The sequence below is a fragment of the Selenomonas sputigena genome, from assembly GCF_026015965.1.
Taxonomy (GTDB): domain Bacteria; phylum Bacillota; class Negativicutes; order Selenomonadales; family Selenomonadaceae; genus Selenomonas.
Window position 1 is genome coordinate 1 of the sequence record NZ_CP110383.1, and the last position, 14,125, is coordinate 14,125.

Annotated in this window: 15 protein-coding genes; 12 read left to right on the top strand and 3 right to left on the bottom strand. The window is 60.2% G+C overall.

The features are described from left to right. The first annotated feature begins 309 nt into the window (after positions 1-309). From OL236_RS00005 to OL236_RS00055, 11 genes are all read left to right on the top strand, one after another. Positions 310-1,569, top strand: coding sequence for a DUF2318 domain-containing protein (locus tag OL236_RS00005; protein WP_265070861.1), 1,260 nt, complete (start codon positions 310-312; stop codon positions 1,567-1,569). A 19-nt stretch (positions 1,570-1,588) separates the two neighbouring features. After that, a complete protein-coding gene (locus tag OL236_RS00010) occupies positions 1,589-2,860 on the top strand; it encodes an ABC transporter permease (RefSeq protein WP_265070862.1) in 1,272 nt (423 codons plus the stop codon). A 6-nt stretch (positions 2,861-2,866) separates the two neighbouring features. Continuing rightward, the gene (locus tag OL236_RS00015) at positions 2,867-4,021 is read left to right on the top strand and encodes an ABC transporter permease (protein ID WP_265070863.1); all 1,155 of its coding nucleotides are present in this window, start codon (positions 2,867-2,869) and stop codon (positions 4,019-4,021) included. A 9-nt stretch (positions 4,022-4,030) separates the two neighbouring features. Further along, entirely contained in the window at positions 4,031-4,732 is a 702-nt protein-coding gene (locus tag OL236_RS00020; RefSeq protein ID WP_006193832.1) for an ABC transporter ATP-binding protein, read from the top strand. Further along, positions 4,729-5,232 carry an FMN-binding protein gene (locus OL236_RS00025; RefSeq protein WP_265070864.1) on the top strand — a complete coding sequence of 168 codons (504 nt, stop codon included), beginning with the start codon at positions 4,729-4,731 and terminating at the stop codon, positions 5,230-5,232. Before OL236_RS00020 ends, OL236_RS00025 begins: the two co-directional genes overlap by 4 nt. 58 nt (positions 5,233-5,290) lie before the next feature. Then, positions 5,291-6,331 (top strand): FAD:protein FMN transferase, encoded by a 1,041-nt coding sequence (locus OL236_RS00030; protein WP_265070865.1) that lies wholly within the window; start codon positions 5,291-5,293, stop codon positions 6,329-6,331. Next, positions 6,328-6,747 (top strand): NusG domain II-containing protein, encoded by a 420-nt coding sequence (locus OL236_RS00035; RefSeq protein ID WP_265070866.1) that lies wholly within the window; start codon positions 6,328-6,330, stop codon positions 6,745-6,747. The genes OL236_RS00030 and OL236_RS00035 overlap by 4 nt, the downstream gene beginning before the upstream one ends. Then, a complete protein-coding gene (locus OL236_RS00040; protein WP_265070867.1) occupies positions 6,744-7,358 on the top strand; it encodes a Gx transporter family protein in 615 nt (204 codons plus the stop codon). Before OL236_RS00035 ends, OL236_RS00040 begins: the two co-directional genes overlap by 4 nt. Before the next feature lie 64 nt (positions 7,359-7,422). After that, the gene (locus tag OL236_RS00045; RefSeq protein ID WP_265070868.1) at positions 7,423-8,076 is read left to right on the top strand and encodes a cupin domain-containing protein; all 654 of its coding nucleotides are present in this window, start codon (positions 7,423-7,425) and stop codon (positions 8,074-8,076) included. A gap of 200 nt (positions 8,077-8,276) precedes the next feature. Then, positions 8,277-9,575 carry a phosphopyruvate hydratase gene (eno, locus tag OL236_RS00050; RefSeq protein WP_009646950.1) on the top strand — a complete coding sequence of 433 codons (1,299 nt, stop codon included), beginning with the start codon at positions 8,277-8,279 and terminating at the stop codon, positions 9,573-9,575. A gap of 186 nt (positions 9,576-9,761) precedes the next feature. Further along, positions 9,762-10,133, top strand: a complete 372-nt coding sequence (locus OL236_RS00055) for a heavy-metal-associated domain-containing protein (RefSeq protein WP_264917573.1) — start codon at positions 9,762-9,764, stop codon at positions 10,131-10,133. 56 nt (positions 10,134-10,189) lie between these two features. On the opposite strand, the gene OL236_RS00060 is transcribed toward OL236_RS00055, so the two are convergent. After that, a complete protein-coding gene (locus tag OL236_RS00060) occupies positions 10,190-11,368 on the bottom strand; it encodes an HD-GYP domain-containing protein (protein ID WP_009646983.1) in 1,179 nt (392 codons plus the stop codon). A gap of 51 nt (positions 11,369-11,419) precedes the next feature. Next, positions 11,420-12,586 (bottom strand): HD-GYP domain-containing protein, encoded by a 1,167-nt coding sequence (locus OL236_RS00065; protein WP_265070869.1) that lies wholly within the window; start codon positions 12,584-12,586, stop codon positions 11,420-11,422. 238 nt (positions 12,587-12,824) lie between these two features. Between OL236_RS00065 and OL236_RS00070 the strand changes: the two genes are divergently transcribed. Next, positions 12,825-13,523, top strand: a complete 699-nt coding sequence (locus OL236_RS00070) for a hypothetical protein (RefSeq protein WP_265070870.1) — start codon at positions 12,825-12,827, stop codon at positions 13,521-13,523. Positions 13,524-13,573: 50 nt separating this feature from the next. Here OL236_RS00070 and OL236_RS00075 read toward each other — a convergent pair whose 3' ends face one another. Beyond that, a complete protein-coding gene (locus OL236_RS00075) occupies positions 13,574-13,924 on the bottom strand; it encodes a hypothetical protein (RefSeq protein ID WP_265070871.1) in 351 nt (116 codons plus the stop codon). Between the last annotated feature and the right edge of the window lie 201 nt (positions 13,925-14,125).

The following is a 14,125-nucleotide window of genomic DNA, read 5'->3' on the forward strand; positions in this document are numbered from 1 at the left end:
GTGAAGCTGATTGGGCAACGGCTCGTATGCGAAAACGTCCCGCAAATCAAGCCTGAAGGGCGAAGATGAGCGGCAGACGTTGACCGCTGCTGACCTGTCCGTGAGACGAACCTCGAAGAGGTGAAGGCGAACGGGAAACAGGTCGTATGCGAAAACGTCCCAAGAGCGCAAGCCGAAGGCGCAGTGCGATTGGCAGACGTTGACCGCCCACGAAGCAAGTCTCTCCTAAAGGGCATAAGCCCACCACCATCCAATGGGTGGCGGTGGGCTTTGCTTTCATATTCCTATAGCTAAAGTGAGGTGCAGAATATGCTGCAGATGTTCCTGCAACAGTTTGTGCCGGCGATGGAGCAGGTGCTGACGCTTGCTGTGCCGCTCGGCATCCTTTTCGCCATCCTGCGGCGGCTGCCGCTCGAAAAGTATCGCCGCAATTATAACACTGCGATTCATTGGGGCTTCTGGCTTTCCGTCGCCATCGTGGCAGCTCGCGTCGGCACGCGAAATGCCGTGAGCCGCGAGGTCGCTGAAGCCGGCGCGATTGCCTTCGCCATGATCGCCGAGGTCGTGCTCGTCGCCATGCTCGCGCGCGGCGCGGGGCAGAAGGAGGAGCTTTCGCGCCCGCTGCAGGTTTCCGCCTGCGTCATCGGCGTCTTGCTCTTCTTCTATCACGGCATGGAGCTTTGGCTCATCCCCGTCGGCACGATCATCTCGGCGGCGGGCGACTACATGACGCAGACGGTCGCCGTGAAGCTCGCGGGCTTTGCCGCGGGGCTGTTCTTCGGCGTCGTCAGCTCCTTCGTCGCCTACAAGGCGGCGGCGGCGCTCAACCCGAGGCGGCTCTTTTTCGTCTTCGTCATTCAGGCGGGCGCCATGTTCATCCAGCAGGGGATCTTCCTCGTGCAGGTGCTGATGGCGCGGCACATCCTCGACAGCGCGGCGCTGCTTTCCATCATGGCGCCGATCATCGACCACTCGTCGTGGCTCATCTTCATCATCTTCTTCGCGCTGCTCTTCGTGCCGCTGACGCTCTTCTCCCAGAAGAAGCCGGCGCGTCCTGCCGGCACGAATCCCGCCGAGTACCGCCGCATGATCATGCAGGCGATGCACAAGAGGCGCTGGGGCACGGCGACGGTGCTGTTTCTCGCGGGCATGGTCTTCTTGTCGAGCTTCGGCGCGAGCTATGCGAACCGCAAGGAAGAACTCGTGCCCGCTGTCCCCGTGACGGCGGTTGACGGCTTCGTCGACGTGGATCTCTCGGTGGTCAACGACGGACATCTGCACCGCTTCGTCTATCAGACGGCGAGCGGCCAGATGGTGCGCTACATCGTGATTTTGAAGGGCGGCAATTCCTACGGCGTCGGGCTTGACGCCTGCGAGATCTGCGGTCCGACGGGCTATTACGAAAAAGACGGGCAGGTCATCTGCCGCCTGTGCGACGTCATGATGAACAAGGCGACGATCGGCACGAAGGGCGGCTGCAACCCCATACCGCTCGAATACAGCGTGGCGGACGGCAAGCTGCGCGTGCCGCAGGACGCCTTGGACAAGGCACGCGACGTGTTCCGCTGATGCGTGAAGGAGGGATACAATGTTTTGGCAGATGGTAAAGGGCGCGCTGATTCGCCAGAGGAAGCGCTTCTTCCTCATCGCGCTGACGGCGGCTCTCGGCGTATCGCTGGCCGCCGCCATGCTCAACGTCATGTTCGACATCGGCGAGAAGGTCAATCAGGAACTCAAGGCTTACGGCGCAAACATCACGGTCACGCCGAAGACGGCTTCCGTGCTGCAGGACGTCTACGGCCTTGAGGGCGGACGCAAAGAATACTTGAACGAGGCGGATGCGGCGAAGATCAAGACGATCTTCTGGACGAACAACATCGTCGCCTTCGCGCCCGAACTTTCGGGCGAAGTCGCTCTCGCGGACGGCAAGAATGTGCCGATCATGGGCACGTGGTTCGACCACGAACTTGAACTGCCGACAGGCGAGAAGATGCAGACGGGCGAGAAGGAAATGAAGTCGTGGTGGAAGATCGACGGCGCGTGGCCGACGGAAAGCCCCGACGAGGCGCTGGCGGGCGTGAAGCTCGCGGACGCTCTGGGGCTGAAGCCCGGCGATACGGTTTCCTATCGCACGAAGGACGGCGCGGAAAGGACGCTGAAGATCACGGGCATCGTCACGGGCGGCGGCGCAGAGGATGACGCTCTGACCGTGAACCTCGCGCTCGCGCAGGAGCTTCTGGGCGCTGCCGGAAAGATCGACAAGATCGAAGTCTCCGCCGTCACGACGCCCGAAAACGATCTTGCGCGAAAGGCGGCGGAGAACCCCGAGCGCCTTTCGCAGAAGGAGCGCGAGATCTGGTACTGCACGGCTTACGTCAGCTCCATCGCCTTCCAGATCGAGGAGGCGATTCCCGGCTCTTCGGCGCAGCCCGTGCGGCAGATCGCCGAGTCCGAGGGCAAGATTCTTGAAAAGACGCAGATGCTCATGCTGCTCATCACAGGGCTTTCGCTTCTGTCGGCGGCGCTCGGCGTGTCGAACCTCGTCAGCGCGAACATCATGGAGCGAAGCCGCGAGTTTGGCCTCATGAAGGCGCTCGGCGCGACCGACCTCTCCGTCGTACTCATGGTGCTCGCCGAGATCTTCATCGCAGGCGCCTTGGGCGGCTTCTTCGGCTACTTCGGCGGCCTGGCGCTCGCGCAGGCGATCGGGCAGACGGTCTTCGGCTCAAACATTGCGAACAATCTCGTCGTCATCCCCATCGTGGGCGGACTCATGGCTCTGATGCTCCTCATCGGCAGCCTGCCCGCCATCCGCATGCTTCTCTCCTTGCAGCCCGCAAGCGTCCTTCATGGCAGGTGATTTGATATGGCAGGAAGAATAAAGATACTCGAAATGTTTCTGCGCATGATCGTGCGGGCGCTCTTCCGCCAGAAGTCGCGCATGTTCGTCGCGCTCCTGGCGGTCGCGGTCGGCGCGGCGATCATCTCGGGCATGATCACGGTCTACCGCGAAGTGCCCGCGCAGCTCGGGCGCGAGTTCCGCGCCTACGGCGCGAACGTGCTGCTCTTGCCGGCGGGCGAGGCGAAGACCTTCGACTCCGCCGCCTTGCAGAAGGCGCGTGAGGCGCTGGCGGGACGCGACGTCGTCGGTCTCGCACCATTTCTCTACGAGCGCCTTGAGGTCAACAAGCAGCCTGTCCTGACGGGCGGCACGGACTTCGAGGAAATCAAGAAGGTCAGCCCCTATTGGATGGTCAAGGGCGAGTACCCGAAGGCGGGCGAGCGCGAGATCCTCCTGGGCGCAGAGATGGCCTCGAAGATCGCACGCGATACGGACAAGCTCATCGGCCAGACCGTATCGGTCAGCGCGGGTGAGGGCAAGGCCATGCTCTCCTTCACCGTCTCGGGCATCGTCTCGACGGGCGGCAAGGAAGAGCAGTTCGCTTTCCTGAATCTCGACGAGCTGCAAAAGATCGTCGAGAAGCCCGGCGCCGTCGGACTCGCACAGCTCAGCGTCGTCGCCGACGGCGACAGCTTGAAGTCCGTCGAGGACGCCATTCGCACCGCGAATATCGGCATCGAGCCGCAGGAGGTGCAGCAAATCGCGCACTCGGAGTTCAACGTCTTGAAGAAGCTCGAAGTTCTGATACTTCTCGTGACGATCATCGTCCTCATTTTGACGCTCATCTGCGTGACGACGACGATGACGGCGGTGGTTACGGAGCGCCGCCGCGAGATCGGTCTGAAGAAGGCGCTCGGCGCTTCGAATGTGAACATCGTCATGGAGTTTCTCGGCGAAGGCTGCGTGCTCGGCCTTGTCGGCGGCCTTTTAGGCAGCGGCTTCGGCTACCTCTTCGCGCAGAGCGTCAGCATCAACGTCTTTTCGCGCGGCATCGCCTTTGCTCCGGGCATCGCCGTGCTCGCCGTCGTCTTGTCCGTCATCGTGACGGGCGTCGCGAGCCTCATTCCCGTGCGCATCGCGACGAGCGTTGACCCCGCCATCGTCTTGCGGGGAGAGTAGGAGGGTTTTATGAGTCTATTGGAATTGAAAGACGTGACGATGGCCTACGGCGGCAAGGTCAAGGCGCTCGACAACGTCAACCTCAAGGTGGAAAAGGGCGATTGGCTCGCCGTCATGGGGCCTTCCGGCTCGGGCAAGACGACGCTCATGAATATCATCGGCTGCATGGATCACGCGACGAGCGGCACGGTGCTTCTGGACGGCATCGACATCACGAAAGTCTCCGACCACGAGCTGACGCTTCTGCGCCGCGACAAGATCGGCATCGTCTTCCAGCAGTTTCACATGATCCCGTACTTGACGGCGATCGAGAACATCATGGCGGCGCAGTACTATCACAGCATCCCCGACAAGAAGGAAGCGCTCGAAGCGCTCGACCGCGTAGGGCTTGCTGACCGCGCCGACCATCTGCCGAGCCAGCTTTCGGGCGGCGAGCAGCAGCGCGTCTGCATTGCGCGCGCTCTCATCAACTATCCCGTGCTCATCCTCGCGGACGAGCCGACGGGCAACCTCGACGAGGTCAATCAGAATCTCGTCATGAAGATCTTCCGCGAACTGCACGCGGAAGGTCATACGATCCTCACGGTCACGCACTCCGCCGAGGTTGGCGCGGCAGCGGAGCGCTGCGTCATCATCGAGCATGGGCGCATGGTGGAAAAGAGCGCCGAGGAGCAGGCGGCGGCAAAGCTGAAGGAAGGGGCGAAACAATGAAGTTGAGCAGGAAGTCTCTGACGCTGGTCTTGGGCGTCACCTTCGCGGCGGCGCTCTTCGCGGGCTGCGGCGACGATGCGGCGAAGAACGAGCCGAAAGACAGCGGGGCGCAGGGCGTCGCCGTCAAGAAGATCGCCGACATCGACCTCTCACAGGCGAAGGACGGCACGTACAACGGCGAGAGCAGCGAGAATTCCGAGTACGGCCACGGCAAGATTGCCATCACGATCAAGGATCACAAGATCGAGAGCGCGACGTACTTCGGCATCGACAAGGACGGCACGCTGAAGGGCGAGGACTACGGCAAGAAGAACGGCCAGGTTAGCGACGCGCAGAACTACAAGAAGGCGCAGAACGCCGTCAAGGCGAATGCGGCCTACGGCGCACAGCTCGTCGAGCGCCAGCAGCCGGGCAAGGTCGATGCCATCTCGGGTGCGACGATCTCCTACGAGCAGTTTATCGAGGCTTCAACGAAGGCGCTCGATGAAGCGAAGAAGTGACATGGTTCTCTTGCGGAATCGGAAAACTCAAGGCGCAGGGCATCTTGCCCTGTGCCTTTTGCTCGTTTTTCTTGTCGCTTCTCTTCTGGCGGGATGCTTGCCCGAGCGGACGAAGAGCGCGGCTTCCAGCGACGTTTCCCGTGCTGCAGAGGAGGCGAGCGAGGAGTTCTTCGCGATGGATACGAAGATGACGGTCAAGGTCTACGGGGAAGGTGCACCCGAGGCGGCGCGGGAGGCGAAGGAGCGCCTTCTCGCGCTTGACGCGCTTTGGAGCGCGACGCGCGAGGGTAGCGATGTCGCGCGCTTGAACAGCGGCGCGGGTGAGAGCGTCGCGCTCGCGCCTGAGACGATGCGGCTTCTGCGCCTCTCCGAGGCGGTGCGCGAGGAGACGAAGGGCGCACTCGACGTGACGCTTCTGCCGCTCCTCAAGCTCTGGGGATTTTCGGGCGGCGCACATCGCGTGCCGACGGCAGAGGAAATCGAGGCGGCGCGTGCCTTGACGGGAGCGGGAAAGCTCAAGCTCGACGAGGCGGCGGGTACGGCGCGGCTCGAAAAGGGCAGCAGCGTCGAACTCGGCGCGGTGGCGAAGGGCTATGCGGGCGAGCTTGTCGCGGCGGAGCTCAAGTCGCGCGGCGTGCGCTTGGCGCTCCTCGATCTCGGCGGCAACATCGAGGCGGTCGGCATGCGCGAGGACGGCACACCGTGGCGCGTGGGGCTTCGGAATCCTTTCGGTGGAGCACTTCTCGGCACGGTCGAGGTCGCGGATGCCGCCGTCGTGACCTCGGCGATCGACCAGCGCTTCTTCACGGATGAGGCAGGAAACCGCTATTGGCACATCCTTGATCCAGCTACGGGCGCACCTGCGGCGAGCGGCCTTGCTTCTGCCACTGTCATCGCGAAATCGGGCGGCAGGGCGGACGCGCTTTCGACGGCGCTCTTCGTCATGGGCGCAGAACGCGCCGCCGCTTTCTGGCGCGAGCGGCAGGATTTTGAGATGGTGCTCGTCGGCATGGATGGTCATGTGTGGATTACAGAGGGGCTTCTTGACCGCTTCTCGGCGGGCGAGGGGCTGACGGGAGAAGCGGAGGTCATTCGATGAACGGGGAAAAGAAGGCGCGGCTCTTCGCTCTTTTCGCCGTGCTCCTGCTCGGTGCGGCGGGCGCGTGGCTCTTCGCAGCCGCTTCTCGCGGCGAAGACGCATCGGAGTCGGGCGCGGTCGAGGTCGTGCAGGACGGCGCGGTGATCTATCGCTTCACGCAGGAGGAACTGCAGGAGGAGCGCCATATTCGCGTGCCCTATGGCGAGCACGAGAACGTCATCGCGACGGGCGGCGGCACGATCCGCATCGAGAGCGCTGACTGTCCCGATCAGATCTGCGTGCATACAGGCGAATTGAAGGGGGACGGCGCACCGATCATCTGTCTGCCGCATCGCTTGGAGATTCGCTGGGCGAAATCGGGCAGCGCGGGCAAGGCAGCGGGCGAGGCCGATGTGCCCGACGCGGTGGCGAGGTGAGGGGCGCGCGGCGAGAGCGCGGCGTTCGGCAGGGTGCGTCCGAGGCGCGGGCGCGTATATGCGCAGAGGGAGCGCAGGAAGCGGGTCTGGCGCAGCAGGGGGCGGCGCGGCTGACGCTTCTTTCCATCTGCCTCGCACTCTCGTTGATGCTCTTCTTCGTCGAGCTTCGCCTGCCGCTCGTCGCAGCGGTGCCGGGCTTCAAGCTCGGTCTCGCGAACATCGTGACCGTCGCCGCGCTCCGTCTCTTTCGCGCGAGGGAAGCGCTCTTGCTGCTTGTCCTGCGCATCGTGCTCGGATCGGTCTTCGCGGGCAGCCTGCCCGCGCTGTCGTTCAGCCTTGCGGGCGGCCTTCTGGCGCTTTCGGTCGGCGTCCTCTTGCTGCGTGCGACCCCGCGCGTGCCGCTCGCGCTGCTCGGCGTCGCGGGCGCACTCTCGCACAATGTGGGTCAGCTTCTTGCCGCCGCTTTCTGGCTCGGCACGCTCGACGTCTTTTACTATGCGCCCATGCTCTTTGTTCTGGCCGTTTTCACGGGATCTGCCACGGGTTTCCTCGCGCAAGAGATCTTGCGGCGGCTGCCTTTGAGAAATAAGAAAATTTCTCAAAAGCTGTAACAAATGTTCCCGCTGTGAAGATTTCCCTGTGCTATACTAGGAAAAAAGAGAGGAGATGACAGCCATGAAAGGTCAGGCAGGCAGGGTGCTTCGCCCCGCCGAGGAAATGGCGCCCGTCTCGGGCTGCACGGTGTCGGAAGCTATCAGCGCGGCAGGCGGCAACAACGTCGTCTGGTTCTCGCTCGCAGAGGCGACGGACATCAGCGCGGAGAGCTACGAGCGTCGCCGCCTCTGGTACGTCGCTTCGGGCGCGATGGAAGCGGTCGAGGAAAGCGGGAATACGCCGCTCGCCGCAGGAGATTTCTTCGTCGTGCCCGTCGGTACGCCCGTGGGCGTCAAGACTGAGCGCGGTGCCGTATATCTTGAGATCAGTTTGCAGGAGGGAAAGACCATGAACAAGGCAATCGAGGACAAGAAGGTATTTCAGCTGGCAGAGCTTCTGCCGTGCCAGGAGGGCAAGATCGTCAACATGGATCTCGTGCAGAGCCCGAACCTCAAGTTCGTGCTCATGAGCTTCGGCGCGGGCACGGGGCTCGACGAGCACGCGGCACCGGGCGAGGCTCTCGTCTTCGCGCTCGAAGGCGAGGCCGTCATCGGCTACGAGGGCAAGGAGTACACGGTTCACGCGGGCGAGAACTTCAAGTTCGCGAAGAACGGCAGACATTATGTGCGTGCCGTGAAGAATTTCAAGATGGCGCTGATGCTGGAGCTTGCTTAAACCGATACGAATACAGGCATGTTTGTGCCTGTACGGCTTCGGCTAGTGGAAAAAGCGTGCGGGCAGGACGAAGCCCGTGCGCTTTTTTTTATGAAAGCGGCGACAAATGCGAATTGCTTTCAGCAAAAGGCTTGACATCCGCCGCTTTCGTGATAAGCTAAGAGTATAGTGTTTCATTAGATTTACAAGGAGTGGATACGATGAGGAACAGCAAGATCAAATGCATCCATGCACGCGAAATCGTTGACTCGCGCAGCAATCCGACGGTGGAAGTCGATGTCGTTCTGGAGGACGGCAGCTTCGGCCGTGCGGCGTCGCCGTCGGGCGCATCGACGGGCCAGTTTGAAGCGCTTGAACTGCGTGACGGTGACAAGGCTCGCTACCTCGGCAAGGGCGTCCTGAAGGCGGTCGAGAACGTCAACACGACGCTCGCCAAGGCGGTCGTCGGCGTCGACGCTGCGGATACGGCTCTCGTCGACCGCACGATGCTCGAAGCGGACGGCACGGAAGACAAGTCGAAGCTCGGCGCGAACGCCATCCTCGCCGTTTCCATGGCGGCGGCGAAGGCGGCCGCTGCGAGCGAGGAAACGCCGCTCTATCGCTTCTTGGGCGGCAGCCAGGGCGGCCTTTTGCCCGTGCCGATGATGAACATCCTGAACGGCGGCGCCCATGCGGCGAACAGCATCGACGTGCAGGAGTTCATGATCATGCCGGTCGGCGCTCCCGATTTCCGCACGTGCATCCAGTGGTCGTCGGAAGTCTTCCATGCACTGCAGAGCCTCTTGAAGGCGGACGGCCATGCGACGGGCGTCGGCGACGAGGGCGGCTTCGCACCGAACCTCAAGTCGGACGACGAGGCGATCGACTACATCATGCGTGCCATTGAGAAGGCAGGCCACAAGCCCGGCAAGGATTTCGTGCTCGCGATGGACGCGGCCGCCAGCGAATGGAAGGGATCGAAGAAGGGCGAGTACAAGCAGCCCAAGTCCGGTCAGGTCTTCACGACGGCAGAGCTCGTCGAGCATTGGAAGAAGCTCGTCGATAAGTATCCGATCATCTCTCTCGAGGATCCGCTTGATGAAGAGGATTGGGAGGGCTGGCAGCTCATCACGAAGGAGCTTGGCGACCGCCTGCAGATCGTCGGCGACGATCTCTTCGTGACGAATACGAAACGCCTCAAGAAGGGCATCGACATGAAGGCCGCGAACGCCATTCTCATCAAGGTCAATCAGATCGGCACGCTGAGCGAGACGCTCGCCGCCGTTGCCATGGCGCACAACGCGGGCTTCAAGGCCGTCGTATCGCATCGCTCGGGCGAGACGGAAGATACGACGATCGCCGACCTCGTCGTCGCGCTGAACGCCGGGCAGATCAAGACGGGCGCACCGAACCGCAGCGAGCGCGTCGCGAAGTACAACCAGCTTCTGCGCATCGAGGAAGAGCTGGGCAAGAACGCCGTCTTCGCGGGCAAGAATGCCTTCAACGTGCCTCTGCCGTGAATTTGAACGGAAAGTTTCAGTGATTCTCAAGATTTACAGCCTCCCCGACGGGGAGGCTGTTTTCGTCTCAAAGCATATTGCCAACACTAAGAATCACTATTGACAAGTCGATAAAGCGCGGGTAAAATAGAGCGATAGCATGGTATATAAGGGCAATGCCCTTTGGTAAGGAAAGAAGGAGAAATCATGGCAACGTATATTTTGGGAGCGGTTCTCTTGGCGGCGCTTTTCTTCGCTGTGCGCGGCATGGTGCGCCACTTCGGCGGCGGCGGTGCGTGCTGCGGCGGGGGCGGCAGCATCGAGGGCGGCCCGAAGAAGAAGCTCTATCACGACGTCATCGGCGAGAAGGTGCTGCATATCGAGGGCATGCACTGTGACAACTGCAAGAACGCCGTCGAGCGTATGCTCAACGGCATCGACGGCGCGGCCGCCGAGGTCGATCTCGGAAAGAACATCGCTGTCCTCAAGATGGAGCGCATGATCTCCGACGAGGAGCTTCATGCAGTTCTCGACAAGACGGAGTACAAGCTTGCCCGCGCAGAATTGCGCGAGGCATAAGAGCATACAAAAAGACCCTGCCGGGCGGCAGGGTCTTTTTGTATGCCTTTATCAACTCAGATTTCATGCTTCCCCATGCGCGGATAGTCCTTCATCGCGCGAAGATCGTCGTCAAGGAATACGGCGGGGTCGATGCCTGTATGACGGATGAAGTTCAAGAGTTCCACGTCGTCCATGACGTAATGTATGGCATCGCGGCGGCAGTGGGCGAGGTTTACGCCGAAGGGTTTTGGGAGAAGCTTACCGTTCTTGTCTGCAAAGACGATGACGATGGGGGCGAGCGTGTGGCCGAAGACGACCTTCTTGACGATGGCGTAGCCGAGCTGTGTTTTCATGACTGTACCAACGGGGTAAATGGCGACATTGTCGAAGAAGAGGCGCAGGCGATCCATGTCAAAGTGACCGGGGGAGTTCTTCATCATCATCTGATAGACGACGTTCGGCTTGTATGCCCTCTTGTAAGGACGCACGCTCGTCAGCGCGTCGTAGACGTCGGCGATGGCGGTGATGCGGCTGTACGGATGGATGGACTTGCCGCGCACATGGTAGGGATAGCCTGAGCCGTCAAGGTGCTCGTGGTGCTGGACTGCAATGATGGCGAGGATCGAGGCGAGCGGCGACTTCAATTCCTTGAGGAGTCTGCGCCCTTCACTTGGATGCCGGCGGATGATCTTGAATTCGTCCGCCGTCAGGGCGCCAGACTTGTTGAGGATGGATGTGGGCACGGCGAGCTTGCCGATGTCGTGTAGGAGTCCTCCGAGCGTGATGACCTGCAGCTTGCTCTTGGAGTAGCCGCAGAGATTGCCGAGCATCGTCGCGAGGACGGCGACGTTGACTGAATGGGAAAATGTGTAGGAGTCGTGCAGACGAATGTCTGTGATTTGCACGAGATTCTTCTTTTTCGACATGATGTCGCATACGAGGAGATCGGCACATCGCTCCATGAGGCTCATGTTGAACTGGCCATACTTTTCCGCCTGGCGGAAGGTCTCCGCGACGTTTTCGACGGCCTGCACGCGCGTGTGCTCCTTGATGATGTCAGGGGGCGGTTGCAGCTGAAAATTAGAAGAAAGCGATGTGACGTGAAGTTCGGGCACGCTGAGCTGACGAAGCCGATAGATGTAGCGATCAGTCAGCGGCGTGCCACGTACGAGAAAGGCGGCACCCTTCTCATTGAAGATGCTTTGCGCCGTCACCATGCCGGTTTTGAGCTGATTCGATTTCAAGCGTATCATGGAGAAAACACCCCGGTTTCAGTGGCGGAACACCTTGAAATGCGCCGTAGTTCATTCAGTATTTTCTTGTGACGCGTCTTCTTTCTCTGTGTTTTCTTGGAGGAAGATGGCCGGATCGACGTTGATGTTGTGGATGAAATGGTACAGCTCGCTGTCGGAAATCACACCATCAAGCATCCCTTTTGGCGCTTCTTTCAGATCGAGGTCGCTGGGGGCATTGAGAAGTTTGCCCTCACGGTTGGCAAAGACGCAGACGACGGGCGTCAGCGTATAGCCGAATTCGACCTTCTTCACGATGGCGTAGCCATCCTGTGTCTTGAGGATCGTGCCGACGGGGTAAATCGCGACGTTGTCGAAGAAAAGCTTCAAGAGATCGAGATCGAAATGCCCGGGCGAACATGTAGCCATGAGGCGATGTGCGACGGATGGCGTATAGGCTCTCTTGTACGGGCGCACGCTCGTCAGGGCGTCGTAGACGTCAGCGATGGCGACGATGCGTCCGTAGCGGTGGATCTGCTCGCCTTTCAGATGGTTGGGATAGCCCGAGCCGTCGATGTGCTCGTGGTGCTGCAGGGCGATGGTGGAGAGCAGCGTGTCGTTGGGAAACATCTTCTTCAGACGCTGCCTGCCGGCTTCCGGATGTCCCTGCATCACGCTCCACTCGTCGTCTGTGAGATGGCCGGCCTTCGTGAGAATCTCATAGGGTACGGTGATCTTGCCGATGTCATGCAGGAGACCGCCGAGCGTGAGCTTTAGCTGCTCCTCCCTGGAAAGCTTCAGAAGCACGCCGAGGAGAGACGAGAGGATGGCCACGTTGACCGAATGGGCGAAGGTATAAGTGTCGTGCAGGCGGATGTCCGTGAGCTGCACGAGGTTCTTCTGCTGTGCGATGATGTCCTGCAGGATGTTCTCCGAAATGCCCTGCAGCGGCGCCGGGTCGAAGGTGCCGTTCTCCTCGACGCTATGGAAAGCCGTCGCCACGTTTTGTATGGCGGAGATGCGCGTTTTTTCCTGCACGATATCATCGGGCGGCGCGAGCTTGAGCTTGGGATCCAGGGAGGTGACGGTCACGCCGTCAAATCCCGCTTTCTCCAGACGCTCGATGTATGTCGGACTGAGTTCCATGCCCTTCGTCAGGTAGCTGGCGCCGAGCGGATTGTATATGCTCTGCGCCGTGATCATGCCGTTTTTTAGTTTTTTTATAGGTATATGAATCATTTTACCCGCCTATCATCTTACTTGATGCAGTGTTTCGAGCATCGTTTTATATTCGACGAATAATTTTGAGTTTTTTATCCTAAAATATAAAGGAGAAATATCTACTCATCTTCATGATACTATATTTTGCTCCAAAAGGGAAGAATCTCGTCCGCGAATACTGAATAAAGTGCAATAGTTTTTGCCGTGTGATTGGTGTTCGTGTGCTATAATGAAAGGACGAAACGTGTGGGGAGGGATGATTGTGATCGTACGCCAACGCTGGGGGACTGTCGTGCTTCTTGCCGTTCTTCTGCATATGTTCGCGTTTGGCATCGCGGGGCTTCTTTTGCCGCATGAGGAGTCGTTTTGGGACACGGCGCAGGAAATCACCTGGCTCGATGTGCCGGACTCGGATGAGGCTGCCGCGAAAGTTTCGCCTTCTGCGGAGGAGAAGCTACTGGCGGAGGAGAAGCCGCGGGTGGAGAATGAGACGTTGGCGACGGAAGAGGAGAGCGTTCCCGAGTCTTGGAAGCCGCCTTCACAAGAAGCGCTGAAGTCGCCGAGTGAGGCAAAGAAAAGACCAGTCGAGGGTCAAAAAGCGAAGCCGCCGAAGAAGCGCGACTATCCTGCGATGCGTAAGCCGAACAAGCCCGCCGTGCTGCGTGAGGAGACGAAGCGCGGCCTGACCGAGAAGGAGACTGCGTACCGAGGGCATGTGCAGTTCTTTGCGGACATCTCGCCGGAAGGCCGCGTGACGGGCGTCCAAGCGTGGCAGTTCGAGCCGGAAATCACCGACGAGAGGGAGCGCCGACTTCTCGAAGAGCGTCTGGACAAGAGGATCAAGGAGAGCTGGCGCTATGCGCCGAGCCTCACGCCCGAGGGCGTGCCGACGACGCAGACGAAAGCCGAGGAGCTTGATATCCCTGAAAAAGAAAAGCCCAAGGATGACCGTTAGGGACGGCTCTTGGGCTTTTCTCGTTTGGCCGTATGGGAATCGCGGACGAATCAGTGGCAGACGAAGGTCTCGATCGCGCCGAAGCGGATGTAGCGGCTCGCTTCGGCGGGGTCGTTCTCAAGAATTGCCGTGCGCACGCTCGTCAGATCGTCTTCGGCGATTTCGATGCGCGAGGCATCCTGCTCCTCCTTGACCTTCTGCCAAAGAGCCTTGCGCGAGGCCTGTGTGTCGCGGTAGATCTCGTGGTTGTAGAAGATATTCATCGAGTCGTGGGATTTTTCGGCGTCGCAGTTGAAGAAGATGTAGGCGACGTTCGAAGCCCTGCGCGTGCGCGAGGGGGTACTGCTTTTCTTTGGGACGGCGGTCTTTCTTGCGCCGCTCGATTTTGCTGCTGTTGGCATGGAAAAGACTCCTTTCGTTTTGTGCGGCACGTTGTGAGAAGATATGCCGCATCTGAGAAATGATGAAATGTATGAAGCCGTGCGGTCTGCCGCACGAGCCTAATTATAGCACAATTCCCGCACAGGTGCAAAAAAGTTGCGGGAAAATACCAGAAATTGAGAATACTGGAAAAGGAAAGAAAGCGAAAGAAAACAGGCAGC